Annotated in this window: 27 protein-coding genes; 20 read left to right on the top strand and 7 right to left on the bottom strand. The window is 62.0% G+C overall.

The genetic code is table 11. The features are described from left to right. Positions 1 to 747, top strand: a complete 747-nt coding sequence (gene visR, locus IB263_RS02885) for a transcriptional regulator VisR (RefSeq protein ID WP_060522253.1) — start codon at positions 1 to 3, stop codon at positions 745 to 747. 106 nt (positions 748 to 853) lie between these two features. On the opposite strand, the gene IB263_RS02890 is transcribed toward visR, so the two are convergent. The 6 genes from IB263_RS02890 to motA all read right to left on the bottom strand — a co-directional run bounded on the left by IB263_RS02890 (position 854) and on the right by motA (position 6,123). Then, positions 854 to 1,294 (bottom strand): hypothetical protein, encoded by a 441-nt coding sequence (locus IB263_RS02890; RefSeq protein WP_043613045.1) that lies wholly within the window; start codon positions 1,292 to 1,294, stop codon positions 854 to 856. Between the two features lie 5 nt (positions 1,295 to 1,299). Further along, a complete protein-coding gene (gene flhB, locus IB263_RS02895) occupies positions 1,300 to 2,376 on the bottom strand; it encodes a flagellar biosynthesis protein FlhB (protein WP_034796927.1) in 1,077 nt (358 codons plus the stop codon). 198 nt (positions 2,377 to 2,574) lie between these two features. Next, positions 2,575 to 3,606, bottom strand: a complete 1,032-nt coding sequence (fliG, locus tag IB263_RS02900; RefSeq protein ID WP_034796925.1) for a flagellar motor switch protein FliG — start codon at positions 3,604 to 3,606, stop codon at positions 2,575 to 2,577. 29 nt (positions 3,607 to 3,635) lie between these two features. After that, on the bottom strand, positions 3,636 to 4,244 hold the full coding sequence (gene fliN / locus IB263_RS02905; RefSeq protein ID WP_034796923.1) for a flagellar motor switch protein FliN: 609 nt from the start codon (positions 4,242 to 4,244) through the stop codon (positions 3,636 to 3,638). Positions 4,245 to 4,304: 60 nt separating this feature from the next. Further along, complete coding sequence (locus IB263_RS02910; RefSeq protein ID WP_192437568.1) at positions 4,305 to 5,240, bottom strand: FliM/FliN family flagellar motor switch protein; 936 nt, start codon at positions 5,238 to 5,240, stop codon at positions 4,305 to 4,307. 4 nt (positions 5,241 to 5,244) lie between these two features. Continuing rightward, positions 5,245 to 6,123 carry a flagellar motor stator protein MotA gene (gene motA / locus IB263_RS02915; RefSeq protein ID WP_034796921.1) on the bottom strand — a complete coding sequence of 293 codons (879 nt, stop codon included), beginning with the start codon at positions 6,121 to 6,123 and terminating at the stop codon, positions 5,245 to 5,247. 182 nt (positions 6,124 to 6,305) lie between these two features. Between motA and IB263_RS02920 the strand changes: the two genes are divergently transcribed. From IB263_RS02920 to fliP, 14 genes are all read left to right on the top strand, one after another. Then, the gene (locus IB263_RS02920; protein WP_034796919.1) at positions 6,306 to 7,085 is read left to right on the top strand and encodes a DUF1217 domain-containing protein; all 780 of its coding nucleotides are present in this window, start codon (positions 6,306 to 6,308) and stop codon (positions 7,083 to 7,085) included. 2 nt (positions 7,086 to 7,087) lie between these two features. Further along, the gene (gene flgF, locus IB263_RS02925; protein WP_034796916.1) at positions 7,088 to 7,813 is read left to right on the top strand and encodes a flagellar basal-body rod protein FlgF; all 726 of its coding nucleotides are present in this window, start codon (positions 7,088 to 7,090) and stop codon (positions 7,811 to 7,813) included. 18 nt (positions 7,814 to 7,831) lie between these two features. Beyond that, positions 7,832 to 9,223: a flagellar protein export ATPase FliI gene (fliI, locus tag IB263_RS02930; RefSeq protein WP_060522361.1), complete on the top strand. Its 1,392-nt coding sequence runs from the start codon at positions 7,832 to 7,834 to the stop codon at positions 9,221 to 9,223. Continuing rightward, positions 9,223 to 9,777: a hypothetical protein gene (locus IB263_RS02935; protein WP_060581897.1), complete on the top strand. Its 555-nt coding sequence runs from the start codon at positions 9,223 to 9,225 to the stop codon at positions 9,775 to 9,777. Before fliI ends, IB263_RS02935 begins: the two co-directional genes overlap by 1 nt. A gap of 179 nt (positions 9,778 to 9,956) precedes the next feature. Continuing rightward, a complete protein-coding gene (flgB, locus tag IB263_RS02940; RefSeq protein ID WP_034797574.1) occupies positions 9,957 to 10,337 on the top strand; it encodes a flagellar basal body rod protein FlgB in 381 nt (126 codons plus the stop codon). Between the two features lie 5 nt (positions 10,338 to 10,342). After that, positions 10,343 to 10,762, top strand: coding sequence for a flagellar basal body rod protein FlgC (flgC, locus tag IB263_RS02945; protein WP_034796910.1), 420 nt, complete (start codon positions 10,343 to 10,345; stop codon positions 10,760 to 10,762). Next, positions 10,762 to 11,103, top strand: a complete 342-nt coding sequence (locus IB263_RS02950; protein WP_034796908.1) for a flagellar hook-basal body complex protein FliE — start codon at positions 10,762 to 10,764, stop codon at positions 11,101 to 11,103. The genes flgC and IB263_RS02950 overlap by 1 nt, the downstream gene beginning before the upstream one ends. Before the next feature lie 11 nt (positions 11,104 to 11,114). Continuing rightward, positions 11,115 to 11,903, top strand: a complete 789-nt coding sequence (gene flgG / locus IB263_RS02955; RefSeq protein ID WP_034796905.1) for a flagellar basal-body rod protein FlgG — start codon at positions 11,115 to 11,117, stop codon at positions 11,901 to 11,903. A gap of 17 nt (positions 11,904 to 11,920) precedes the next feature. Continuing rightward, complete coding sequence (gene flgA / locus IB263_RS02960) at positions 11,921 to 12,430, top strand: flagellar basal body P-ring formation chaperone FlgA (RefSeq protein WP_051659364.1); 510 nt, start codon at positions 11,921 to 11,923, stop codon at positions 12,428 to 12,430. After that, on the top strand, positions 12,427 to 13,542 hold the full coding sequence (locus IB263_RS02965; protein ID WP_043613025.1) for a flagellar basal body P-ring protein FlgI: 1,116 nt from the start codon (positions 12,427 to 12,429) through the stop codon (positions 13,540 to 13,542). Before flgA ends, IB263_RS02965 begins: the two co-directional genes overlap by 4 nt. After that, positions 13,539 to 14,078, top strand: coding sequence for a MotE family protein (locus IB263_RS02970; protein WP_089043329.1), 540 nt, complete (start codon positions 13,539 to 13,541; stop codon positions 14,076 to 14,078). Before IB263_RS02965 ends, IB263_RS02970 begins: the two co-directional genes overlap by 4 nt. Continuing rightward, positions 14,075 to 14,788 (top strand): flagellar basal body L-ring protein FlgH, encoded by a 714-nt coding sequence (gene flgH / locus IB263_RS02975; protein WP_034796898.1) that lies wholly within the window; start codon positions 14,075 to 14,077, stop codon positions 14,786 to 14,788. Before IB263_RS02970 ends, flgH begins: the two co-directional genes overlap by 4 nt. Before the next feature lie 18 nt (positions 14,789 to 14,806). Continuing rightward, positions 14,807 to 15,301: a flagellar basal body-associated FliL family protein gene (locus IB263_RS02980; RefSeq protein ID WP_089043330.1), complete on the top strand. Its 495-nt coding sequence runs from the start codon at positions 14,807 to 14,809 to the stop codon at positions 15,299 to 15,301. Between the two features lie 8 nt (positions 15,302 to 15,309). Next, positions 15,310 to 16,047: a flagellar type III secretion system pore protein FliP gene (gene fliP / locus IB263_RS02985; protein ID WP_034796894.1), complete on the top strand. Its 738-nt coding sequence runs from the start codon at positions 15,310 to 15,312 to the stop codon at positions 16,045 to 16,047. Between the two features lie 212 nt (positions 16,048 to 16,259). Here the strand turns inward: fliP and IB263_RS02990 are convergent, their stop codons facing one another. Next, positions 16,260 to 18,173, bottom strand: a complete 1,914-nt coding sequence (locus IB263_RS02990; protein WP_089043331.1) for a glycosyltransferase family 41 protein — start codon at positions 18,171 to 18,173, stop codon at positions 16,260 to 16,262. Between the two features lie 369 nt (positions 18,174 to 18,542). Here IB263_RS02990 and IB263_RS02995 point away from each other — a divergent pair, with 369 nt between their 5' ends. The 5 genes from IB263_RS02995 (at position 18,543) to IB263_RS03015 (ending at position 24,439) form a co-directional block, all read left to right on the top strand. Beyond that, positions 18,543 to 19,484, top strand: a complete 942-nt coding sequence (locus tag IB263_RS02995) for a flagellin (RefSeq protein ID WP_064816979.1) — start codon at positions 18,543 to 18,545, stop codon at positions 19,482 to 19,484. Between the two features lie 288 nt (positions 19,485 to 19,772). Further along, positions 19,773 to 20,714 carry a flagellin gene (locus IB263_RS03000; RefSeq protein WP_064816980.1) on the top strand — a complete coding sequence of 314 codons (942 nt, stop codon included), beginning with the start codon at positions 19,773 to 19,775 and terminating at the stop codon, positions 20,712 to 20,714. Between the two features lie 377 nt (positions 20,715 to 21,091). Beyond that, complete coding sequence (locus IB263_RS03005; protein ID WP_034800723.1) at positions 21,092 to 22,066, top strand: flagellin; 975 nt, start codon at positions 21,092 to 21,094, stop codon at positions 22,064 to 22,066. Positions 22,067 to 22,517: 451 nt separating this feature from the next. Beyond that, positions 22,518 to 23,171, top strand: coding sequence for a hypothetical protein (locus IB263_RS03010; protein WP_060602188.1), 654 nt, complete (start codon positions 22,518 to 22,520; stop codon positions 23,169 to 23,171). Next, on the top strand, positions 23,168 to 24,439 hold the full coding sequence (locus IB263_RS03015) for a MotB family protein (protein WP_192437570.1): 1,272 nt from the start codon (positions 23,168 to 23,170) through the stop codon (positions 24,437 to 24,439). The genes IB263_RS03010 and IB263_RS03015 overlap by 4 nt, the downstream gene beginning before the upstream one ends.

Below are 24,439 nucleotides of genomic sequence, written 5' to 3' on the forward strand. Positions count from 1 at the left end.
ATGACGCATTTTCTTGGCGGCGGGCGGATCGAGGACGAGCAGAAGCTCGCGAGGAACGGCAACCGCGCCGCGCGAGCGGCCACCTTGGTCACGCGCCTGCAAGCCATGCAGCGTCAGATCAACGCCAAGCACTTTGCAGTCCTGCGGCTCAACGGCAAGGGAACCGGCAGCGCCCGAAAGCTCACCTGTGTCCTCGACAACTGGGGCGTCGCTGCCGAAGCGAACGCCCATGATCTCGTCAATGCCTATGGCGAAGAACTCGTCGCTCATCTCGACCAGTCGCTGCTGCCGGTCCTTTGGGACGGCGCCGGCGAGCACCAGGCGGCAGAGCTTTCCGAGCTGGCGCCTTTCGCGCATCGCCTGAAGGGCCGCAAGCTTCCCTATTCCGGCATCGCCTTTCCCGTCAGGCTCGGCGCCCAGGGCAACGGCTATGTCGTCTTCGCAGGCAGCTATGTGGATGCCTCCACCGAGCAGGTGGTCGATCTGCACGGCCGCAGCTGCATGATCATGACCGATCTGCTGGCGGCCGACGAGAAGCGTGTCGCACCGGCGGAAACCTTGAGCGACCGCGAGATCGCCTGCCTGCAGATGGCGGGCGACGGTCACATCAGCGAAGAGATCGCCGAGCGCATGGGACTTTCGGTCCACACGGTCAACGCCTATCTGGGCGCGGCGACGACGAAGCTCGATTCGGTCAACCGCATCCAGGCGATCGCCAAGGCAATCCGCCTCGGCTACATCAGCTGACTCTGAACTAGACGGATCGCTCCGGCCTTTTGAGCAGCGGCGCCGACGGAATTTAACCTGCCAGCGTCAATCGCACGTCCGCACGAGACCCGTCCGAGCGGTGCTTTCAGCTCGCCAGCGGCAACTCATAGGACTTGATGAATTTCGCCTCTGCCAGGCTCCGAGCCAGGAAGGCCGTGTTCTCGTCCGGGTCGGACGAGGGGTTCTGGAAATTGATGTGGCTGATCTCGATCCCGGCCGTCTCGTTGCCGAGCGACAGGCGGACATAGATGGTCACGCCGCGGGGTTTCAGTTCGAGGTCGAGCACGATTTCCGGCTCGCTGTCCCAATCCAGATTGTAGTTGCCGCCGAGGCCGAAATTGACCGTGCCGGGCAGAAAATAGAGCTCCGCTGCCGATTCGACGAGGTCAGCGAGGCTGGCATAGGACTCGAACCGTAATAGCGCGATGAAATCGGCGGCGTCGATGAGACGCAGTTCGGTCGCCACGGGGCGAATTGCTTCAGCTACGATCTGTTCCCGCTTCTCGGAGAATTCGCACTTTTTCATCGGAGTTATGTCATCCGTTTTGGTTGCGACGCATGCACCCGGTGAATGAGTTCGGCAACAGCCTTGTAAAACACCGGTGGAATCACACTATCGACCGAGACTTGTGCAAACATGGAGCGTGCAAGTGGCGGATCTTCGAAGACCGGAACACCGTTTTTCTCGGCAATTTCACGGATTTTGAGGGCAACCAGGTCCTGGCCCATTGCGACGACCACGGGGGCGTCGCTCTCCTCGCGGACATAACGCAAGGCGACGGCATAGTGGGTCGGGTTGGCGATGACGAGCGTGGCGCGCGGCACAGACGAGATCATGCGCTTGCGCGCCCGGTCGCGCTGCATCGAGCGCAGGCGCGATTTGACGATCGGGTCGCCCTGCGCCTGTTTCATTTCCTCCTTCACTTCCTGCTTGGTCATCATCAGTTCGGTGTACCAATGGTGCCGCGACCAGAAGAGGTCGGCGATCGCCAGCACAGCGGTCGACAGCAGAATGACGATCATGATCTCGTTGAGGTCGCTCGCCATCGTCGAGAACATCGTGACCGGATCGGAAAACATCAGGTCGAGCGTGGCGAAATAGTCGTTCCAGAGCACCAGAACGACGACGACTGACACGATGATGATCTTGAACAGCGACTTGCCGAATTCGACCAGGCCCTGGATGCCGAAGATTCGCTTGAGCCCCGCCATCGGCGAAACCCGATTGAGCTTAGGCTGGATGCGGTCGAGAACCGGCACGGGCAGGTTCTGGAAGATGGAGGCGCCGACGCCGAAGACGATGAGCAGGACGAAAGCCGGGACAACCAGGGCTGTCGATTTCCAGATAAGATGGGTGATCAGTGCCACGACGTCGGTGGCGTTTTCCAGCCGCCAGGCCTCCGGTTGCTCGAAGATATCCTTGAGCGCCTCGGTGAGGGTGGCGACGCCGTCGGTCAGGAAGAAGACGAAGAAGATGTAGATCGCGAGCGTCGATGCGAACATCGTGGCTTCACGAGAAAAGGGCACGTTACCCTTTTCGGCGGCGTCGGAGATCTTCTTCTCTGACGGGGCTTCTGTTTTGCTGTCTTTATCCTGATCGTCCGACATGAGACAGGACGGCTCCCGGTTCCTCTACAGCGACGCGCGTCCGGCGGACATACGCCCTGCATTGCGCCTCCTGTAGTGGACCGAGCGCGGGAACCAGGCAAGAGTTGAGCCCCGGCATTCGCCGGGGCTCAACAGAAATTACCCTTTGGGGAGCGGTAGCCCGGCCGCTTTGTGCGGCTCGTCAGACGGAGGCAGGTCTCAGGCCGCCTGCACGTCCTTTTCCTTGAGCTCGAGCTGTCCGTTCGCAGCCAACCTGATGGCTTCCTGCGTGATCGAGCGGCGTGCGATGGCGATATCGCGCGGATTGATGCCGGCATCGCCCATGGCGAGATCGGACTCGATCATGCGGCGCTGGCGCGCGCCGATCGAGGCGAGTACCGATTCGCGCAGTTCCGACGTCGAGCCGCGCAGCGCCATCGTGATGATGTCGGTCGACACGTCGTTGAAGAGCTGAACGCGGCTGCGCTGCGGCATGTAGAGCACGTCGTCGAAGAGGAAGATCTTCGGGCGTACCTTGTTGGCGGAGGCGGTGCTGAGCGATTCGAGCGAGGCGAGCAGCGTATCGACCTGCGGCTTGTCGAGTTCGTTCATCACCTCGGCGATCTTGGCCGGGCCCGCCGAATTGCGTTCCGCTTCCATCTCGCCGATCATTTCCATGACGCGGTTTTCGATGATCGCAGCGGCCTTCGGGTTGACGTCCTTCATGTTGACGGCGCGCTTCAGGATGTCCGGGCGCTGTTCTTCCGACAGCTGCAGCAGCACCTTGGCGCCGAAGCTGGAAGGCATCATCGACAGCACGTAAGCGATCGTCTGCGCATGTTCCTTGGCAAGCTGGACGGAAACGGCAACCGGGTCGCACTCCTGCAGGCGATCCCAGATGTTGGCTTCGTAGGACTGGAAGGTGGCGCGTCGGCCGAGCAGGCCATCGACTTCGTCCGGCGTCAGGCCTTCTTCGAGAATGCTCTCGATCGCCTTGGCGTTGTCCATGAGGCCGGCACCCTCGGTGAAGAGGTCTTCGAACTCGTTGACGAGCGCTTCGAGCTCATGCGGCGGAATGGCGCGCAGCGACTGCGCCGAGGCGATGATCGACTGCAGCTCGCTCTGGGTGAAGAACTTCAACAGCTTGCTGGCGACGCCCTTGCCCATGGCAAGCAGAACGGCCGCTGCCTTGTCCGTCTGGCTGAGCGGCCTTGATAGCGCCTGAGCCTCGAAACTTTCGAAATCCATCATGGATTCATCCTTCGCCCAATCATTGGGCCCTACGACTTCTTATTGCCCTTGATCTCGATGAGTTTGACGCCGAAGCGGGTATCGTCGCCTTCGAGAACGGTAATTTCGCCACGGCCGATCACGCGACCGTTGACCATGATCTCCACCGGCTCGCCGATGCGGCGATCCAGCGCGATCGTTGCGCCTTCGCTGAGGTTCATGAGGCCCGAAACCTGCATCCGGCTCGAGCCGAGCACGATCTGGACGTCGATCGGAATGTCCATGATCAGGTCGAGATTGGCGTTCATGCCGCTGCCGGGCGGTGTATCGACGGCCACATCAGCGCTGTCGAAGGACGTCGCGGCAAAATCCGTGCCGCCGAAGTCGCTCGTCGCGGCCGCGCCGCCGAGGTCGGCGCCGAAGTCGCTGGAGCCGAAATCGCCGCCGAATGCGTCGAGGCCGCCAGCGGCCGGTGCGCCAAAATCACTGCCGAAATCGGTCGTGCCAAGCGTTTCGGCGCCGAATTCGGAGCCGAAAGCATCAGGCGTGTCGGAATCCTGCTTCAGGACACCGCGCAGGTCATTGATCGCCTGGTCGAGTTCCATGTCTCCGACAGCGACTTCGGCCTGTTCGTTGATGGGTGCTTTTTTGGGTGCCATGTGAGAACTATTCCAGTTGAAGCTTGCCTCAGGCATGCTGCGAGCGCGCGGCAGGCCGATTTAACTCATGATGTGGCGAAGGATGTCCTGTTCGGATCCGTGCGTATCCTTGACCCGAACCGTATATTTCGATCCGGCGCGCCCGAATTCGCAGACATAGAGGTCGCGGCCATTGGCATTGACGTCGACGCGAACGTCCTGGGCGTCGAGGAAGGGAATGACGTCGCCCGGTTGCAGGCGGCTGATCGTGTCGAGCGTCAGGCTTTCGAGCCGGATGCGCGCCTCGATCGTCACCGCCGAACGGCGAACCTGTTCTTCCAGCTGCTCCGTCCACTCGGCCTTCGCCTTGCGCTGCTGTCCGCTTCCCTTGGGGAAGACGATCGTTGTCTTCAGAAGCACGCTTTGCGGAACGATGATCGAGAAGGTGGAAAGCACGGGGCCGAAGCCGATCGTCATGTCGATGGCGCCGGCGTGAACGTCCTCGATCATCGGATCGGGCTTGGCGCGCGCCACGCTGTTGAGCGGGCGTTCGACGATCGGCTCGAAACCGCCGGGGGCATTGACGGCGGTCCTGAGCACGTCGGCGATCTTCTCGAACAGCGGCACGGCCACGTCGATCTCGATCTGGGAGAGCGCGCGCGGCTGCGGCTCTTCGATGCCGGCGGGCTCGGCGCCGAGCAGCGCCTCCACCAGAGCGATGATGATCGGGCTGTCGCAGCCGATCTGAAAGTCCGTGCACCAGTTACGCAGCGAAACCTCGCTGATGAGCACGCCGGTGCCCATCGACGAGATCAATTCGCGGCGCATTCCTGTCCGATGGCCGGCATAGCCGATGGTGATGTCGAGACCCGTCTCCGCTCGGCAGATATCCGGCAGGAATTCGCCGAAGACCTGGCCGAGTTCGAGGGCCAGTCGGCCGATCACCCGGTCGTCGCCGAGCGCGCCGGTCATGCGCGCCAGAAGTTTACGGTCGAATGCGTGAACGTTGGAGGTCATCAGATCAAGCCGCCTTGCTTTCGCCGCCGCCACCGGGGTTCATCATTTCCTGCTCGACTGCGTCGATCGACGGACGCTCGTAGGCCGAGATGGTCTTGCGGCCATATTCGAGAGCAACCTGCGGAACCGAACCGTTCATGTAGGCAAGCAGCGTCTGCTTGACGATGATGTAGAGGCGGTTCTGCTTTTCGCGCACTGATTTGACGTTGGCGACCAGCGGCGCGACGATCGAATAGGAGAGAAACACGCCGAGCAGGGTGCCGACGAGGGCGGCCGCGATCTTGGCGCCCAGAACTTCCGGCGCCTCGCTGATAGCACCCATCGCCTTGATGACGCCGAGAACGGCTGCGACGATACCGATCGCCGGGAAGGCGTCGCCCATCGTGTTCAGCGCGTGATAGCACTTCATCTTGTCGTGGGTGATGGTCTGGATTTCCTCGTCCATCAGCGCTTCGATCTCGTGCGAACGGGCGTTGCCGATGATGATCAGGCGCACGTAATCGCAGATGAAAGCGGTCAGTTCCTTGTTCTTCAGAACCGTCGGGGCCGACTGGAAGATCGAAGATTCCTCGGGGTTGTCGATGTGGCTTTCGATCTCGTTGCGCGACTTGGTGCGCAGGTCGCGCATCAGCGAATAGAGAACGCCGAGCGTGTCGAGATATTCGCGCTCTTTCGGCACCTTGTGGCGAAAGGCTTCGCCGAGCGCCTTGCCGGTATCCTTCACCACCTTCATGGAGTTGGCCATGATGAAACCGCCGACGCCGGCGCCACCGATGATCAACAGTTCGAAGGGCTGGTTGAGGACTTCCATGTGGCCGCCCATCGCCAGATAGCCGCCGAGGATACAGCCGAACGTCACAAGAAGCCCGATGATGATATTCATTTTCGATACCTGCCGCGATCTTATTTTCCGCTAACGGGATACGGTTTCATCCTTGCGTGAGGCTGGCCGGTCCTGGCGACAAGGCCACCTGGCGGAACAGGTTCGCGCAAGGCTGTCCGGTCAGGATTTGTCAGGGCAGGCTCAGGGGCTGCCTGTCTCATTCCGGCAGGGGCGGAGCGATCGTGACCACGACCTATACGAGCTACAAGCTGATTACGGCCGACTTGACGAAGTCGCTGGCCCGCGTTGCCGAGCAGCCGGATGTGGCGCGCGAGACCGCGTACTATCTGTCGAAGATCGGCGACGTCAAAACGATCGACGACTTCTTTGCCGATACCCGCCTCTACAATTACGCGATGAAGGCGCATGGCCTGGAAGACATGGCCTATGCCAAGGCCTTCATGCGCAAGGTGCTGACCGAAGGCGTCGACAACGAAGATGCCTTTGCCAACAAGCTGACCGACAACCGTTACAAGCAGCTCGTCGAATCGCTGAATTTTGCCGCCCACGGCGCGGCCGCCACATCCTTCGACCGTGCGCAGAAGGGCGTCGCAGAAAAATACACGCGCCAGACCTTGGAACAGGACGCAGGCGAAGAGAATGCCGGCGTCAGGCTTGCCCTTTATTTTTCGCGCATGGCGCCGACGATCAACAGCGGCTACGCCATCATCGCCGATGAGGCGATTGCCCAGGTGGTGCGCACGGCGCTGCAGCTGCCCGACGAATTCGCAGCGACCAATGTCGATCGCCAGGCCGAGACCTATGAACAGGCGCTCGATTTCAAGGACTTCCAGGATCCGACCAAGGTAGCCGAGTTTCTCGACCGGTTCACCGCGCTCTGGGAAACCAAAAATTCAACGGACGGTTATGATCCGCTCGCGGTCTTCGGCTCATCGAGCGGCTACGGCATTTCTTCCGATCTTCTCCTGTCCATCAACAGCTTGAAACTCGGGGGAAACTGAGCGTGCAAACCGGTCTTTACGTCGCGATTTCGTCGCAGATGGCGCTTGAAAAGCGCCTCAATACGCTTGCCGACAACATCGCGAACGCCAACACCGTCGGCTTCCGCGGCACCGAGGTGAAGTTCAACGAGATGCTCGGCGACACCAAGCCGACCAAGGTTGCCTATGTCAACAAGGGCGAGGAGTTCCTGAACACCAGCAACGGTTCGCTGACGCGCACCGGCTCGGCGCTCGACTTCGCCGTCAAGGGCGATGCCTGGTTCCAGATCGAGACGCCCGCCGGCCCGGCGCTCACGCGCGACGGGCGGTTCACGCTGACGGATACCGGCGAACTCGTCACCATTCGCGGCTATCCGGTGCTCGACGCCGGCGGCGCGCCGATCCAGCTCAACGGCAACGGCGGCGACATCACCGTCGGCGCCGATGGTGCGCTTCACCAGAACGGTGTCGCCGTCGCCTCGCTCGGCCTTTACGAGGCCGATTTCAGCAAGGGTTTCATCCGTCTCGACAACAGCGCCGTTCAGCCGGCGGCACAGGTCGAGCCGGTCGTCGACCGTTTCGATGTCGGCGTCATGCAGGGCTTCCTCGAGGAGTCCAACGTCAATGCCATTCAGGAAATGTCGCAGCTGATCATGGTCACCCGCGCCTTCGACAACATCACCGCCCTGCTGCGCGACAGCGAAGGATCGCTCGAAGAAGCGGTCAAGACGCTTGGCGGCAGCCGCTAATCTGTGACGGACATCGGCATGCAAAGCGAAGGCCAGAAAACGAGCACAGGATCGACATCTCTGGCGGCACTTGCCGGCCTGGTCGAACGCTATGCCAAACCCGAATTCTCGATCGCGCCCGGCGGTCACGTCCAGACGATCTCGCCTGGCCACTATACGGTGACTGGCCTGTCGCGGCATGTCCGGCTCGGCGATTTCGTCGCCCACAAGAGCGTCACCGGAACCCATCTCGGCGAGGTCGTTCGGGTCGAGCCGGAGCGGGTGGTCGTCTGCCCGATCGAGCCCGGCGATCCGATCGGCATCCACGACACGGTCATCCGCAAGGGCGCCTTCCGTGTCGCGCCGACCGACCAATGGTGCGGCCGCGCGATCAATGCGCTCGGCGAGCCGATCGATGGTCTCGGACCTCTCCAGCAGGGCGACCTGCGCCGCTCGATCACCAATACCGCGCCGCCGTCGATGACGCGCAAGCGAGTCGAAAAGGGCTTCCTGACCGGCGTGCGCGCGATCGACATTTTTTCGCCGCTCTGCCTTGGCCAGCGTCTCGGCATCTTTGCCGGTTCGGGCGTCGGTAAGTCGACGCTGCTCTCCATGCTGGCGCGCGCCGATGCCTTCGACAAGGTGGTGATCGCGCTGGTCGGCGAACGTGGCCGTGAAGTGCGCGAATTCATCGAGGATACGCTGGGCGATAATCTGGCGAAGTCCGTCGCGGTCGTCGCGACCAGCGACGAAAGCCCGATGCTGCGCAAGATGGCGCCGCTGACCGCCGTCACCATCGCCGAGCATTATCGTGACAACGGCGACAATGTTCTTCTGATCGTCGACAGCGTCACCCGCTTCGCCCACGCGATCCGCGAGGTCGCAACCGCGTCCGGCGAGCCGCCGATCGCGCGCGGCTATCCGGCCTCGGTCTTCACCGAACTGCCGCGCCTTCTGGAGCGCGCCGGCCCCGGCACCGAGGGCGCCGGCACGATCACGGCGATCATCTCCATCCTCGTCGACGGCGACAACCACAACGATCCCGTCGCCGACTCGACGCGCGGTATCCTCGATGGGCACATCGTGCTCGAGCGCAGTCTTGCGGAGGAGGGGCGGTATCCGCCGATCAATCCGCTCGCCTCTATCTCGCGCCTGGCGCGCAAGGCCTGGACCCCCGACCAGGAGAAGCTGGTCTCGCGCCTGAAGGCGCTGATCCACCGCTTCGAAGAGACCCGCGACCTTCGCCTGATCGGCGGCTATCGCCCGGGTGGCGATCCGGATCTCGACATGGCGATCAAGCAGGTGCCGGTCATCTACGAGGTACTGACGCAGACCGCCGGTGAGCGCCCGGCACAGGATGCCTTTTCCGATCTCGCCAACGCGCTGAAGGCGGCGGCGATGGGCAATCAGCCGGGTGCGAGAGCGAGGTGATGACCATGACCGATTATGATGCGGACGAGATGGTACATCAGCGCAAGCGCAGCCGCATGCCGATGACCGACAAGTTCCTGGCCGCGACCGGCGTGGCGCTTGCCGCTTTCGCGACCTTCTTTCCCTGGTATGCCTTCTTCCACCAGGACAAGTTCACCATGCCGCCTTTGTGGCAGGGCTCTACCCGTGATCTGCCGGAACGCGCCGCGCGCAACGTCGTCTCGGTTTCTCCGCTCGCCATGCCCGACGCGGACGGCGACACCGTGGCCGCCATCGACCAGTTGACGACGGCGACCGTGCCGGGCATCGGCGCTGGTCCGGGACCGGAAGGTACGGCTGCCGAAGAGGGGCTGTCGCAGCCCTTTCCCGGCAAGTCCGGCTTCAAGCTGATGCATGTCGCCAACGGCCGGGCGCTGATCGAGGATGCCAGCGGCATGTATATCGTGCGCATCGGCTCGGTTCTGCCCGACAACACGCGTCTTGCCACGCTCGAGCAGCGGGATGGCCACTGGGTCATGATCACCTCGTCCGGCGAAATGTACCAGGCCAACTGACGTAGACCCGCATTCCTTGCCCGTGACCGCCGCGCCATCTCTGACGGATGACGCGGCTTTCCGTCTTTTGCAGGCGATCTCCGACAGCAGAGGCCCCGATCCCTTGGGCATCGCTTTCCGACGAAAGTCCCACGCAAGATTACCGGCCTAGGTTCGCATCACCAAGCATGGAGCTTTTGATGCAACCGATTCAGCTTTTCGAACTCGCGTCCCGGCAGGCCCAGTGGCTGACCGTTCGCCAGAACGTGGTGGCCGGCAACATCGCCAATGCGAACACGCCGCACTACAAGGCCAAGGACGTCAAGCCGTTCGAAAGCGTGCTGCAGGACGCCGGCATCCAGATGGCGGCGACCAACAAGATGCACTTCACGGACGGCCTCGCAGCCTCTCAGGTGGCTGAAGTCGGCATGGTCGACGGTGTGCAGATCCAGCAGTCCGGCAACAGTGTCGCGATCGAGCAGGAAATGATGAAGACCGGCGAAATCAAGCGCGACTACGAGCTCTCCGCCGGCCTTGTTAAGGCCTTTCACCGAATGATGCTAATGGCGGTACGGAAGTAAGAACCATGGATCCATTGACCTCGGCCCTCAAGGTATCGGCCTCCGGCCTGCAGGCGGAATCGACCCGCCTGCGCATCGTCTCCGAAAACATCGCCAACGCCCGCTCCACCGGGGATACGCCGGGCGCGGATCCCTATCGCCGCAAGACCATCAGCTTTGCTGCCGAAGTGGACCGCGCAAGCGGCGCCTCGCTGGTCGAGATCGAGCGGCAGGGCACGGACGATTCGGATTTCAACATCGAGTTCGATCCGGGCAATCCGGCCGCCAACGAAAAGGGCATGGTCAAGCTGCCGAACGTCAACATCCTGGTGGAGATGGCCGATATGCGCGAAGCCAACCGCGCCTATGAGGCGAACCTCCAGACCATCAAGCAGTCCCGCGACCTGATTTCCCAGACAATCGACCTGTTGAGAGCCTCGCAATAATGATCGATGCAGTTAAATCCCTCGGCGCCTTCTCGGTCACCAAAGAGACCGACGGCACCCACTCCACGTCATCCTCGTCGTCGATCTTCGGCATGCCGGCCGCCACCCAGGGCGTGCCGCAGGGGCAGAGCTTCGCTTCGGTTCTCGGCGACATGGCAAGCGACGCCATCGGCGCCATGAAGAAGGCCGAAGGCATGTCACTCGACGGCATTCGCGGCCAGGCAAACACCCGTGAGGTCGTCGATGCGGTGATGAGCGCCGAACAGTCGCTGCAGACCGCGATTGCGATCCGCGACAAGGTGGTCACCGCCTACCTCGAAATCGCGCGCATGCAGATCTGAAGGAACGAGACATGAAGGCCCTTTCCATTGCCGCCACTGGCATGAACGCCCAGCAGCTGAACCTCGAAGTCATCGCGAACAACATCGCGAACATCAACACGACGGGTTACAAGCGCGCGCGCGCCGAGTTCTCCGATCTGCTTTATCAAACCGAACGCGCCCAGGGCGTGCCGAACCGCTCCAACCAGGCGATCGTTCCGGAAGGCGCGATCATCGGTCTCGGCGTGCAGACGGCGGCCGTACGCAACCTTCACATTCAGGGCAGCATGGTTTCGACCGGCAACGAGTACGACCTGGCGCTGATCGGTCGTGGCTGGTTCCAGGTCGAAACGCCCGATGGCGAGACGGTCTATACCCGTGCCGGCGCCTTCAACAAGAATGCGCAAGGCCAGCTCGTGACGATCGACGGCTACACCGTTGTTCCGGGCATCACCGTTCCGCAGGACGCGACCGACATCGTCTTCACGAGCTCCGGCCAGGTGATGGTGCGCATCGGCAACGACCCCGCCATGCAGGAAATCGGCCAGCTGACGATCGCCAACTTCGTCAACGAGGCGGGCCTCGAGCCGCAGGGCGAAAACCTCTTCAAGCAGACGCCGGCCTCCGGCGACGCGATTGTCGGTACGCCTGCCGATCCGGGCTTCGCGCAGATCAAGCAGAAGTATCTCGAAGCGTCCAACGTCGATCCGGTCAAGGAAATCACCGACCTGATCTCGGCGCAGCGCGCCTACGAGATGAACTCCAAGATCATTCAGGCCGCCGATGAAATGGCGGCCACGGTGAGCAAGAACCTCAGGTAACGAAAGAGGGGGCAAACATGACGTTTCGCCGATCCGCAGACATCAAGGCTTCGAAGGCCGGCCGCGCCAGCGCGCGGCGGCTGGTGGCTGGCGCGCTCTTCGCCGCCGCTTTCCTGTTGCCTTCGGCAGGTTATGCGGAACGGCTGACGGCGGTGATCCCCACGCAGACCATCTATCCGGGCGAAACCGTCGATGCGAGCCGCGTCGAAGTCGTCGACGTCACCAACCCTGATCTCGCCGACGGCTACATCAGAACCCTGGGCGAGATCGACGGCAAGGTCACCAAGCGCACGCTTCTTCCCGGCCGGGTGATCCTCGCGAGCGCGCTTCGCGAGCAATATGCCGTCGAGCGCGGTTCGACCGTGCGCCTCGTCTTCAGCAATGGCGGCCTGACCATCAGCGCTGCCGGATCGCCGCTCCAGGACGCCGCCGTCGGCGAACTGATCCGGGCGCGCAACATCGATACCGGCGTCATCGTTTCCGGAACGGTGATGGCCGACGGCACTGTCCATGTGGTGGCGAAATGAAAATGCTTGCATGCAAATGGTTCCTGTCGCTGGCCGTCGCGTTCTCCATGGCGCTGACGCCCGCCTTCGGCGCATCCAGGATCAAGGACGTCGCCTCGCTTCAGGCGGGCCGTGACAACCAGCTTATCGGATACGGCCTCGTCGTCGGCCTGCAGGGCACTGGCGACAGCCTGCGCTCGTCGCCGTTCACCGACCAGTCGATCCGCGCGATGCTGCAAAATCTCGGCATCTCGACCCAGGGCGGCGAGTCCCGGACGCGCAACGTCGCGGCCGTACTGGTGACGGCGAACCTGCCGCCCTTCGCCAGCCCCGGCAGCCGCGTCGACGTGACCGTAGGCTCGCTCGGCGACAGCACGTCGCTGCGCGGCGGCACGCTGGTCATGACTTCGCTTTCGGGCGCGGACGGCCAGATCTATGCGGTCGCACAAGGCTCCGTCGTCGTCACCGGCTTCAACGCGCAGGGCGACGCCGCAACCCTCAACCAGGGTGTCACGACGTCCGGTCGCGTGCCGAACGGCGCCATCATCGAGCGTGAGCTGCCGTCGAAGTTCAAGGACGGCTTCAACCTCGTGCTGCAGCTGCGCAATCCTGATTTCTCGACCGCCGTCGGCATGGCCGCAGCGATCAACAAATACGCGGCCCAGCAATATGGCGGCCGCATTGCGGAAGCGCGCGACAGCCAGGCCGTTCTCGTCGAAAAGCCGAAGATGGCGGACCTCGCGCGGCTGATGGCCGACATCGAAAACATCGTCATCGAGACCGACGTGCCTGCGCGCGTCGTCATCAACGAACGCACCGGCACGATCGTCATCGGCCAGGATGTCCGGGTCAACGAGGTGGCGGTCAGCTACGGAACATTGACCGTGGAAGTCAGCGAGACGCCGACAGTGGTGCAGCCGCTGCCCTTCTCGCGCGGGCAGACGGCGATGGAACCGAACACGACGATCAACGCGCAGTCCGACGGCGGCACGGTGGCGATCCTCAACGGTTCGAGCCTTCGTTCGCTCGTCGCCGGACTCAACAACATCGGCGTCAAGCCGGACGGCATCATCGCCATCCTGCAGAGCATCAAGACGGCCGGTGCCCTCCAGGCGGAGCTCGTGCTGCAATGATCGCAAACGACAATCATTCTCTCGGCCGGACCCGCAGGCTGCTGCTCGCTGCGGCGGTTGTCGCGTCCATGCTTTCGATGCCGGGCGCCTTTGCCCAGGACGTCACGGCGCCGCCCGCAAGCGACGCGACCCAGAACGAGATCCAGCAGTTCTGCACCAACATCGCCGACGCCGCGCGCGACCAGCGTTATGTGCTGCAGCGCAAGGATCTCGAAACGCTGCAGGCAAGCATCGACGAGCGCATCGCCACGCTCGAAAAGCGCCGCGAGGAATACGAAGACTGGCTGAACCGCCGCAACGATTTCCTGAAACAGGCGGAACTCAACCTCGTCGGCATCTACAAGACGATGAAGCCGGACGCAGCCGCCGGCAAGCTTGAGATGGTGAGGCCCGAGATTGCCGCCGCCATCGTCATGCAGCTGCCACCGCGCCAGTCATCGCTGATCCTGAGCGAAATGAGCGATGAGAAGGCGGCGATCCTTACCAACATCATCTCGAGCGCCAGCGACCCGAACACCTCGAAGGAACCATCATGAAAACGCGTCTAACGGCTATACTGACCGGGGCCGCCCTCCTTGCGGGATGTCAGAACCAAGCGCTCAACGAAATCGGCCGCGCGCCGTCGATGAGCCCGATCGGCAGCGGTCTGCAATATTCGCAGACGCCGCAGCTCGCCATGTATCCGAAGCAGCCGCGCCAGATGGTGAATGGCTATTCGTTGTGGAACGACCAGCAGGCAGCGCTCTTCAAGGACGCGCGCGCGATCAATGTCGGCGATATCCTGACGGTCGACATCAAGATCAACGAAGGCGCAACCTTCGACAACAAGACGGACCGTAGCCGCAAGAACTCGAGTGGCTTCAACGTCGGCGCCAGCGGCAAGTCTCAGACGAGCGATTTCGGCTGGTCCGGCGACCTGAAATACGGCTCGAATACCAAGACCGAAGGTGACGGCACGACGGAGCGTTCGGAAAAGCTGCGGGTGCTCGTTGCCGCCGTTGTCACCGGCGTTCTCGAAAACGGCAACCTGTTGATCAGCGGTTCGCAGGAAGTGCGCGTCAACCACGAGCTGCGCATCCTGAACGTCGCCGGTATCGTCCGGCCGCGGGACGTCGATGCCGACAACGTCATCTCCTACGACCGCATCGCCGAGGCGCGCATCTCCTATGGCGGCCGTGGTCGCCTGACCGAAGTGCAGCAGCCGCCCTACGGCCAGCAGTTCATGGATCTATTTTCGCCGATCTGATCGGCAGGGAACGGCAAGATGGAAGAACTCGATTCCAACGCTCCGAAGCCGCCGTCGAAGGTGCTGACCGTCGCGGCCATCGCCGTGCTGACGCTGCTTGCCGGCGGCGGCGGCTGGCTGGTCGGCGGCCTGCTCGCACCACCGCCTCCGAAGGAGCAGGTGGAAGCGACCAAGGAGCCGGCCGCCAATGCGACCGGCGAAGAAGGCCTGCCGAAGGTAGCGACCGAAGCGAACGGCGTCGTCCAGCTCGACCCGATCACCACCAACCTTGCCTACCCCTCTGAAAACTGGATCCGCCTGGAAGTGGCGCTGCAGTTCGACGGCGTGCCTGACCCCAAACTCGCCGAGCAGATCCACCAGGATATCGCCGCCTATCTGAAAACCGTTTCCCTGCAACAAATCCAGGGACCACGCGGCTTTCAATATCTCCGGGATGACATCCAGGAGCGGGTTGACCTGCGCTCCGATGGGCGCGTAACCAATGTGATGTTCAGAACCTTCGTCATCCAATGATTCGATAAATGGTCCGGCTAGTCGCCTTTATAGTTGCCATGATGGCGATGTCCGGTATTGCCGGCGCCCAGAGCTTCCCCTCTGATATCCTGAATACGCCTATCGACGGCTCTGCCGCCTCGTGGATCATCCGCACCTTCGGTCTTCTGACCGTGCTGTCGGTGGCCCCCGGCATCCTGATCATGGTCACCAGCTTTCCGCGCTTCGTGATTGCCTTTGCGATCCTGCGCACCGGCATGGGCCTGGCGACCACGCCATCCAACATGATCATGGTTTCGCTGGCGCTGTTCATGACCTTCTATGTCATGGGGCCGACCTTCGATCGCGCCTGGCGGGACGGCATCGACCCGCTGATGAAGAACCAGATCACCGAGGCGGAGGCGATCCCCCGGATCACCGAGCCTTTCCGCGACTTCATGCTCGCCAACACGCGCGACAAGGACCTGCAGCTCTTCATCGACATCGCCAAGGAAAAGGGCCAGACGGTCGTCGTCGACGACAAGGTCGATCTGCGCGCGGTCGTGCCGGCCTTCATGATCTCGGAAATTCGCCGCGGCTTCGAAATCGGCTTCCTGATCATGCTGCCGTTCCTGGTGATCGATCTGATCGTCGCTACCATCACCATGGCCATGGGTATGATGATGCTGCCGCCGACGGCAATCTCGCTTCCGTTCAAGATTCTCTTCTTCGTCTTGATTGACGGCTGGAACCTCCTCGTCGGCAGTCTGGTGCGCTCCTTCAGTTAGAGCTGTCGCACGGAGAGTGCGCGGCGCGCTGGCGACGGCGACAAATCAAAAGCTCAAAGAGAAGACGCGCATCCCGAAAACCGCGATGCGCTTGCCCTCGGCGCATGGCGCTCCGGATCATCCGCGCCATCGGGCTTTGCGATCCCCGAAACGGGACAACAAAAAAGGCAGCGCCGCGGCGCTGCCTTTTGTCTTTCAGGGATGATCGCCGTTCAGCGTTCGAACGACCCGATGCGCGGCGGCAATGCCGGAACGTCGATGTGATCAGGTGCCAGTCCGCGCTTGGCGCGGTCGGCCATCATTTCGTAGCCCGTTTCCAGGTGCTGGCAAAAACGCTCCGCATCGAATAGCGGCATCCGGAACCGGTTCTCGTCCAGCCTCTTTCGATAGTCGGCGATCTTGTCACGGTTGTTGTAGAGCGCGACAGCTTCCTTGACATAGTCCTCCGGCCCCGTGGCCACGAGTTCCGGCACGCCGATGGCGTTCAGCAGGCTCTCGCTCACGCGTGAAGCGAAGTTCGTGCCCTTGAAGGACAGCACCGGCAGGCCTGCCCAGAGCTGTTCGGATGTGGTCGTGTGGCCGTTATAGGGATAGGTGTCGAGGCCGAGATCGGCGAGCGGAACGCGGTCGACGTGGTTCTGGTAGGCGAACTTGCCGCAGATGACGATGCGCTTGGTATCGATGCCGGCGCTTTTGAACTTGGCCAGCAGATTTGTGCGTGCATCCGCCCTGTCGCACAGCACCCACAGCAGGCTTCCGGGCGTCTGGCGAAGGATGTCGATCCAGAGATTGACCGTCTGAAGCGAAATCTTGCGATTTGCGTTGAAGGAGGCAAATACGAATGCATCCTCGGGAAGGCCGACATCCTTGCGCGACATCGCCCGGGGCCGGGCGCGCTCGTAGGGATCGTTGGGCTGGTAGGTCTCCGGCAGGCGGCAGTATTTTTCATAATAATGCGCCCTACTGCTGTCCGGAAGCACACAAGGGTCGCCGATGATGTAGTCGAGATCGACGTTGACGGTGGTCCCAGGGAAGCCCAGCCAGCCCACCTGCACGGGAGCTGCGGCCCGGTTGAAGATGGAGACTCGGCTTTCGAGCGTATGCCCCTTCAGGTCGACGAGAATGTCGATGTTTTCCTGGCGAATGACATGCGCAGCCTCGTCGTCGGTGAGGTGGCCGATCTCGACGATCCTGCCCCATCTTGCGCGTATGTCCTGGTCGCGCGCCGCAAGCGCGCTCTTGGTATGGCAGAAGAGGGTGACGTCGAAGCGCGTCTTGTCGTGCGCCATCAACACCGCCTTCAGCAGCTTCATCGTCGCATGGTCGTCCCAGAAGTCGGCGGAAACATAACCGATGCGAATGCGCTCGCCCCAGCGGTGCGGCGCGGCGCGGCGTACTTCCGTCAGGCTGCTCGGGAACGGGTTGAGCTGTGCGCCGGCAACCCGGTTGAAGCTTTCGTCGCCACACCAGGTCGCATGATAGTAGGGCGCTTCAGCTGCAAGAATTTCGGTCTGCCCGGCTTTCAGTGCCCGTTGGATGTCGCGTTCGTGCTTCTCGACCTCGGCATAGTCGTTGGCCTCACGCGCATAGACGAGATGGGCCGACCGCAGCGTGGTGTTCTTCGGGTTGTTGCGGAAGAGATTGGCGAGCGCGTCACGATCTTGCAGGTCGTTGATTTCGGCGGTCAACAGCTTGAAGGCAAGCGCATTGTGCAGACGGTTGGTGCTCAGGGTCAGCGGCGCCTTGAAAAGCCCCAGTATTTCCTTTTCGCCGCGCTTGAGGAAGATCGAGGCGATGATGAAGGCGATCTCGGCATCTGTCTTGGCCTTCTCCAGAAGCGGCAGTCCGATGCTCAGTGCCTCGTCCTCCTGCCCGTTCGCGAAGTAGAGTTTCATGGCGTCGGTGAGGTAATCTTCCGCCCGCGAGCCGCCGGCTTCACCGGCGAGCTGGTAGGCACGGGCCGCCTCAGCCTTGAAACCGAGTTTCACGAGGACCTTCGCCAGAAGCACATAGGTCTTGGTGTCGCGGTTGATCTCCATCAGCACATTCAGCTGGTTGAGCGCGTCCGTGTACTGCCCCTTCTGGTATTGCCGGGAGGCGGTCGAAAAGATGGCTTGGGCGTTCACTAAGAGCTCCGTCGAAGAGGCGCGGCGACCGGCGCCGGCTTGCTAGTCCTTGTTCGAAGCCGAGTTTACCCGGGGGAGCTTGCCTCAGGCAGGAGCGAACCACCGTCCGACACATCTTTGCTGGCGGCAGCGGGGCTGTGATCTCTGCATCCGTGGCAGCATTAAAGTCTTGTTAAGTATAAGTTATCTCGGCCCAAGCTGCCTTGGGCATTTAATCAATTCGCAAGCTTTGCACGCGATAGTCCCTTTCACATGACGGGTTTGGTTTCTTCCGAGATAGTTGGAACCGAGTGGCATGAAGCCGATCCGCCATCACCGGGAAGTCCGGTATGTCCCCTAAATCGTCTAAAGTAATCAAGGGACACTCTAATGACGAGCATCATCACCAATTCTTCCGCCATGGGCGCACTCGCCACCCTGCGTTCGATCAACTCCTCGATGGAAACCACCCAGGAGCGTATTTCGTCGGGTCTGCGCGTCGGTACCGCGGCTGACAACGCTGCTTACTGGTCGATCGCGACCACCATGCGTTCGGACAACAAGGCCCTCTCGGCTGTTCAGGACGCCCTCGGCCTCGGCGCTGCCAAGACCGACGTTGCTTCGTCGGCCATGGAAAACTCCAAGGACGTCGTCGACGAAATCAAGAAGAAGCTGGTAACCGCCAGCGAGCCGGGCGTTGACAAGAGCAAGATCCAGAAGGAAATCAAGGAGCTGCAGAACCAGCTCGTGAGCATTGCCAAGTCGGCCTCGTTCTCCGGCGAAAACTGGGTTTACACCGACCCGAACAACGCTGCCGGCACGAAGTCGGTCGTTGGTTCGTTCAACCGCGACGCCAAGGGCAATGTCAGCCTGACGACGCTGCAGTACGACACCAACAAGAGCTCGCTGATCGAAGTGAACGCTTCGGGTGCCAACGTCACCAACGGCACGGGCCTGCTCTCCAGCAACATCTCCTACACCGACACGACCGGTGCGACCGTATCGCTGACCTTCAGCGTTCTGTCGCTCGACATCACCAGCATGACGAACGGCGCTCTGTCGCAGGCTCTGTCGGGTGTCGACTCCGTCCTGACCCAGATGACCGACGCTGCCGCCGACCTCGGTGCGCTCAACAGCCGTATCGATCTGCAGAAGGGCTTCGTCGAAAACCTCTCGGACTCGATCGAGAAGGGCGTTGGCCGTCTCGTCGACGCCGACATGAACGAGGAATCGACCCGCCTGAAGGCTCTGCAGACGCAGCAGCAGCTCGGCATCCAGGCACTGTCGATCGCCAACTCGAACTCGCAGAACATCCTGTCGCTGTTCCGTTAATCGACGGGTGAAAGGGAGCGGGCCACGGTCCGCGCCCGATGCAAGATACGAAACCGCGCTTCGCAAGAGGCGCGGTTTTTCTTTGTCGCCAATGCACTGATAAAACTTCGAAAAGTTTCTCTGGGTTTTAGGGTTCGTTAACCACGATGGTGTTTGTTGTAACCATCGAAACGACGGGTTGACCCGAACAGATTAAAGCGTCAGCAGGCATGAGGCTGACCGTCGTTTCCCGGTAATCCCGGAATGTCCCTTTCCATTTCATCTTTGCCAACAAGGGGCACTCAGCCAATGACGAGCATTCTGACCAACTCTTCCGCCATGGGCGCACTCGCCACCCTGCGTTCGATCAACTCCTCGATGGAAACCACCCAGGAGCGCATCTCCTCGGGTCTGCGCGTCGCCACCGCGGCTGACAACGCTGCTTACTGGTCGATCGCGACCACCATGCGTTCGGACAACAAGGCCCTCTCGGCCGTTCAGGACGCCCTCGGCCTCGGCGCTGCCAAGACCGACGTTGCTTCGTCGGCCATGGAAAACTCCAAGGACGTCGTCGACGAAATCAAGAAGAAGCTGGTAACCGCCAGCGAGCCGGGCGTTGACAAGAGCAAGATCCAGAAGGAAATCAAGGAGCTGCAGAACCAGCTTCTGAGCATTGCCAAGTCGGCCTCGTTCTCCGGCGAAAACTGGGTCTTCACCGACCCGAACAACGCTGCCGGCACGAAGTCGGTCGTTGGTTCGTTCAACCGCGACGCCAAGGGCAATGTCAGCCTGACGACGCTGCAGTACGACACCAACAAGAGCTCGCTGATCGAAATGAACGCTTCCGGCGCGTTCGTCACGACCGGCACGGGCCTGCTCTCCAGCAACATCTCCTACACCGACACGACCGGTGCGACCGTAGCGCTGACCTTCAGCGTCATGACGCTCGACATCACCAACATGACGGGCGGCGCTCTGTCGCAGGCTCTGTCGGGTGTTGACTCCATCCTGACCCAGATGACCGACGCTGCCGCCGACCTCGGTGCGCTCAACAGCCGTATCGATCTGCAGAAGGGCTTCGTCGAAAACCTCTCGGACTCGATCGAGAAGGGCGTTGGCCGTCTCGTCGACGCTGACATGAACGAGGAATCGACCCGCCTGAAGGCTCTGCAGACGCAGCAGCAGCTCGGCATCCAGGCACTCACGATCGCTAACACCAACTCGCAGAACATCCTGTCGCTGTTCCGTTAATCGATCGACCGAACATGACGGGCGATCTTCGCCCGTCACTTCGAAAAGAAGCCGCACATCCCCCGTGGATCGTGCGGCTTTTTCGTTTTGCGCTCCGGTATTCCATGGCCGCTAGGCGTGCCGCATGCCGCCGGCATTCGTTCCATGGGTGACGGTACGCATCTTAACGCTTCGTCCATCTTCCCTTATTTTTGTTCACCTTTGTTACCGACTTCCTAACGGCATTAACCATTTGTTAACTATGAGATCGTTACATCTTGGTTAAGAGCGAAGGGTCGCCTCCAGGGCAAAACAGGGGCGATTCGCATGATGCCAGTCCCATCGCTGCCGGTAACACTCCGGAATGTCCTTAGGAATTCATTCGGGACAGGTGACCAATGACAAGCATCATGACCAACACCGCCGCCATGGCGGCTCTCCAGACATTGCGTTCGATCAACTCCGACATGGCGGAAGTCCAGGACCGCATCTCCTCGGGCTACCGCGTGCAGACGGCTGCCGACAACGCCGCCTATTGGTCGATCGCGACCACCATGCGCTCCGACAATGCCGCGCTCTCCACCGTTCAGGACGCCCTCGGCCTCGGCGCCGCCAAGATCGACACGGCCTATGCGGCAATGAATTCGTCGATCGAGGTCGTCAGCGCGATCAAGAGCAAGCTCGTCGCGGCGAGTGAGCCGGGCGTCGACAAGCTGAAGATCGACAAGGAAATCACCGAGCTCAAGAACCAGCTTATCTCGGCCGCCCAGTCCGCATCCTTCTCCAGCGAAAACTGGCTCTACAACGCCGCCACAGCTCCGGTCGGCACGAAGTCCGTCGTGGCCTCGTTCAACCGTGACGCCAACGGCAATGTGTCGGTCACGACGCTCGACTTCGACACCTCGCAGTCGATGCTGATCGACAAGCAGAATGCGAGCCGAGGCATCCTGACCAGGAACTACGACGCCTCCCAGCTCACCTCTCCGCCCGGCACGGCGGGCGCGCGCCTGTACCACCTGATCGGCGCACCGGCGACGACGCCAATCGGTACGACGGCGGAAGTCAAGCTGACCGCATCGACGACGCCTGCCGAAATGGCCGATATGATCAGCGTCGTCGAACGTATCCTCAACCAGCTGACGGACGCCGGCTCCACGCTCGGCGCCATCACCAAGCGCATCGAGTTGCAGGAGGGCTTCATCGCCAACCTGATGGATACGATCGACAAGGGCGTCGGTCGTCTCGTCGATGCCGACATGAACGAGGAATCGACACGGCTGAAGGCGCTGCAGACGCAGCAGCAACTGGGCATCCAGGCGCTCTCGATCGCCAACACCAATTCCGAAAACATCCTGCGCCTGTTCCAGCAGTAAGGCGCAGCGGCGGACAGCGGCCGGAACCGGCCGCCGATCCGCCAAACTGAGCCCATCACCCCGTATGCGGGTAACGGCACTTTGAGTTCTGCCACGTCGTCGGTCACGGCACCCGGTGGAAACGGTTGGACCGCGCTAATTGCCCTGGCGCGGTCCAACACATTCATTTTCGCACAAGTTTGACCGAATAGCCTTCCCTCGCAGTCCTGTCGGATGACTGCCGGCCAAAATGACCTTTGCGCCGCCGCCTGCATCAGATCGCTCCGGGAACAACCGACCCCGGATCACGCTGATGTACGTCAAGAATGCTGGGTCTGCCGTATCCGACGGTCGGGCCCGAGGGAGACATGTCAGCAGTGCCAGGAGCAATGGAAGTCCGCGCCAGGGAGCGCCGCCTCTCAAGCAGATGGGGATCGCCGCATTGCCGCAGGTCCGCTGCAGGGGGCCGGCCATGAGTGCAATGCTCTCCCGTTATCTCAAGGACTTCAGCGCACCGAAAGTCGAGCTGTCGCTGATGCCTCCGAAGTATTTCCCCGATCTGGATACCGACTATGCCGATGGCGAGCGCCTCGGCGCGAGACCAGCCATGCCGGAAATCGATATCGACGCCGAACGCCGGCGCGCCTTCGCCGAAGGGCGGGCCGAGGCGACCGCCGAACTCGTCTTCGAACACGAAAAGCAGATAGCCGAACTTCAGGCGGCGCACGCGGCCGAACTCGAGGCGCTGACGCGGCGCTTCGAAGAGGAAACCGCGAACCGTCTCGCGCTGCGCATCGACGAAATGACCGAGGGGCTTGCCGTCGCACTCGGCGATCAGGCCGCCCGCGTGCTCGCGCCCGTCATGGGCGATGCCCTCATGCAGCGCGCCGTTGCCGATATGGCGCAGATGCTGCGCCAGGGACTTGTGGCCGGCGAAGGCTGCACCATCGTCGTCAAAGGCCCGGCGTCTCTCTTCGAGGCGCTGAAGCGCCAGCTCGGAGAAGACATGCCGTCCTTGCGGCACGTCGAATCCGACGATGTCGATCTCGCCGTCGAGATGGATGGCACCATCCTCGTGACGCGCATGGCCGCCTGGGCCGATACAGTTCGGAAAGTTCTCGCATGAGCGACGAAAACCACCACAACGGCAAGCACGAGATCATCATCGTCAAGCGCCACAGCGGCAGCCATGATGGTCACCACGGCGGCTCCTGGAAGATCGCCTATGCCGACTTCATGACGGCGATGATGGCCTTCTTCCTCGTGATGTGGCTGATCAATGCCGCCAACGAAGAGACGAAGGCGGCGATCGCTTCCTATTTCAACCCGGTGCAATTGACCGACCAGAAGCCTGCCGAACGTGGCCTGAAGGACCCGGCCAAGGATGCGCAGGGCGAAGAAACGCAGCAACGTTCGAAGGTTGACGGCGAGCAGGAAAAGTCCGGTGGCTCGGCCAAAACCGGCGATCAGCTGACGGCGACGTCGGGCGAAGAGACGAAGTACTCCGACGCCGACTTCTTCGAAAACCCCTATTCCGTTCTTTCCGAGATTGCGCGCGAGGTCGGCCAGCAGGCCAACATCAGCGTCAAGGGCGAGGGCGGTGCGGCCCAGTCCGGCCCGGCCACCGGCGCCGATGGCGGCGAAGCCTATCGTGACCCGTTCGATCCGGACTTCTGGACCAAGCAGGTCGAAGTGAAGGACGCCGGCAACACGGCCGAAACCGTTGCTGCCCTTGCCGACAAGTCGACGGAGCCCGCAGGCGCGACGCCGGTCGTCAAGAAGTCTGAGGCGGACGCGTCGCAGGAGCCGCATGAAGCGGCCGACAAGCAGGCCGCTGACGGCAAGGACACCGATACGGGAGCTGGCAAGGACCCGGCGGACGCCGCAGCCGGCGAAAAGCCGAAGACCGAGGCCGCCGAGGCCGACGCCAAGGAGCAGGCGGCCGAACTCCAGGCCGAGCTGAAGAAGCAGCTTGCCGGCGAGGCGGGTCAGCTGGCCGAGGGACTTGTCGTGACACCCGCTGAAGGCGGCCTGATGGTGACGATCAGCGAGCGGACCGATGCGCAGATGTTTGCCATCGGCTCGGCCGTGCCGCAGAAGGAACTGGTACTGGCGATGGAAAAGATCGGCCATCTGTTGGCTGAGCGTCAGGGCGCGGTTGCAATCCGCGGCCATACCGACGGCCGTCCCTTCAAGGATGGCACTTATGATAACTGGCGCCTCTCCGCCGCCCGCGCCCAGAGCGCCTATTACATGCTCGTCCGCGGTGGCCTGAAGGAAGATCGCGTCAGCCAGATCAGCGGCTTCGCCGACCGGCGGCTGCAGATCCCCGGCGATCCCTACGCCCCGGGCAACCGCCGCATCGAGATCCTCTTGCAATCGGCTCCGGGTTAA

The sequence above is a fragment of the Ensifer sp. ENS03 genome, from assembly GCF_014852035.1.
GTDB lineage: Bacteria > Pseudomonadota > Alphaproteobacteria > Rhizobiales > Rhizobiaceae > Ensifer > Ensifer adhaerens.

What these genes read in the sequence shown, in the direction of transcription:
- visR (WP_060522253.1), top strand. Translation starts at nt 1, where the DNA reads ATGACGCATTTTCTTGGCGGCGGGCGGATCGAGGACGAGCAGAAGCTC.
- IB263_RS02890 (WP_043613045.1), bottom strand. Translation starts at nt 1,294, where the DNA reads ATGAAAAAGTGCGAATTCTCCGAGAAGCGGGAACAGATCGTAGCTGAA.
- flhB (WP_034796927.1), bottom strand. Translation starts at nt 2,376, where the DNA reads ATGTCGGACGATCAGGATAAAGACAGCAAAACAGAAGCCCCGTCAGAG.
- fliG (WP_034796925.1), bottom strand. Translation starts at nt 3,606, where the DNA reads ATGATGGATTTCGAAAGTTTCGAGGCTCAGGCGCTATCAAGGCCGCTC.
- fliN (WP_034796923.1), bottom strand. Translation starts at nt 4,244, where the DNA reads ATGGCACCCAAAAAAGCACCCATCAACGAACAGGCCGAAGTCGCTGTC.
- IB263_RS02910 (WP_192437568.1), bottom strand. Translation starts at nt 5,240, where the DNA reads ATGACCTCCAACGTTCACGCATTCGACCGTAAACTTCTGGCGCGCATG.
- motA (WP_034796921.1), bottom strand. Translation starts at nt 6,123, where the DNA reads ATGAATATCATCATCGGGCTTCTTGTGACGTTCGGCTGTATCCTCGGC.
- fliI (WP_060522361.1), top strand. Translation starts at nt 7,832, where the DNA reads ATGCAAAGCGAAGGCCAGAAAACGAGCACAGGATCGACATCTCTGGCG.
- IB263_RS02935 (WP_060581897.1), top strand. Translation starts at nt 9,223, where the DNA reads ATGACCATGACCGATTATGATGCGGACGAGATGGTACATCAGCGCAAG.
- flgB (WP_034797574.1), top strand. Translation starts at nt 9,957, where the DNA reads ATGCAACCGATTCAGCTTTTCGAACTCGCGTCCCGGCAGGCCCAGTGG.
- flgC (WP_034796910.1), top strand. Translation starts at nt 10,343, where the DNA reads ATGGATCCATTGACCTCGGCCCTCAAGGTATCGGCCTCCGGCCTGCAG.
- IB263_RS02950 (WP_034796908.1), top strand. Translation starts at nt 10,762, where the DNA reads ATGATCGATGCAGTTAAATCCCTCGGCGCCTTCTCGGTCACCAAAGAG.
- flgG (WP_034796905.1), top strand. Translation starts at nt 11,115, where the DNA reads ATGAAGGCCCTTTCCATTGCCGCCACTGGCATGAACGCCCAGCAGCTG.
- flgA (WP_051659364.1), top strand. Translation starts at nt 11,921, where the DNA reads ATGACGTTTCGCCGATCCGCAGACATCAAGGCTTCGAAGGCCGGCCGC.
- IB263_RS02965 (WP_043613025.1), top strand. Translation starts at nt 12,427, where the DNA reads ATGAAAATGCTTGCATGCAAATGGTTCCTGTCGCTGGCCGTCGCGTTC.
- IB263_RS02970 (WP_089043329.1), top strand. Translation starts at nt 13,539, where the DNA reads ATGATCGCAAACGACAATCATTCTCTCGGCCGGACCCGCAGGCTGCTG.
- flgH (WP_034796898.1), top strand. Translation starts at nt 14,075, where the DNA reads ATGAAAACGCGTCTAACGGCTATACTGACCGGGGCCGCCCTCCTTGCG.
- IB263_RS02980 (WP_089043330.1), top strand. Translation starts at nt 14,807, where the DNA reads ATGGAAGAACTCGATTCCAACGCTCCGAAGCCGCCGTCGAAGGTGCTG.
- fliP (WP_034796894.1), top strand. Translation starts at nt 15,310, where the DNA reads ATGGTCCGGCTAGTCGCCTTTATAGTTGCCATGATGGCGATGTCCGGT.
- IB263_RS02995 (WP_064816979.1), top strand. Translation starts at nt 18,543, where the DNA reads ATGACGAGCATCATCACCAATTCTTCCGCCATGGGCGCACTCGCCACC.
- IB263_RS03000 (WP_064816980.1), top strand. Translation starts at nt 19,773, where the DNA reads ATGACGAGCATTCTGACCAACTCTTCCGCCATGGGCGCACTCGCCACC.
- IB263_RS03005 (WP_034800723.1), top strand. Translation starts at nt 21,092, where the DNA reads ATGACAAGCATCATGACCAACACCGCCGCCATGGCGGCTCTCCAGACA.
- IB263_RS03010 (WP_060602188.1), top strand. Translation starts at nt 22,518, where the DNA reads ATGAGTGCAATGCTCTCCCGTTATCTCAAGGACTTCAGCGCACCGAAA.
- IB263_RS03015 (WP_192437570.1), top strand. Translation starts at nt 23,168, where the DNA reads ATGAGCGACGAAAACCACCACAACGGCAAGCACGAGATCATCATCGTC.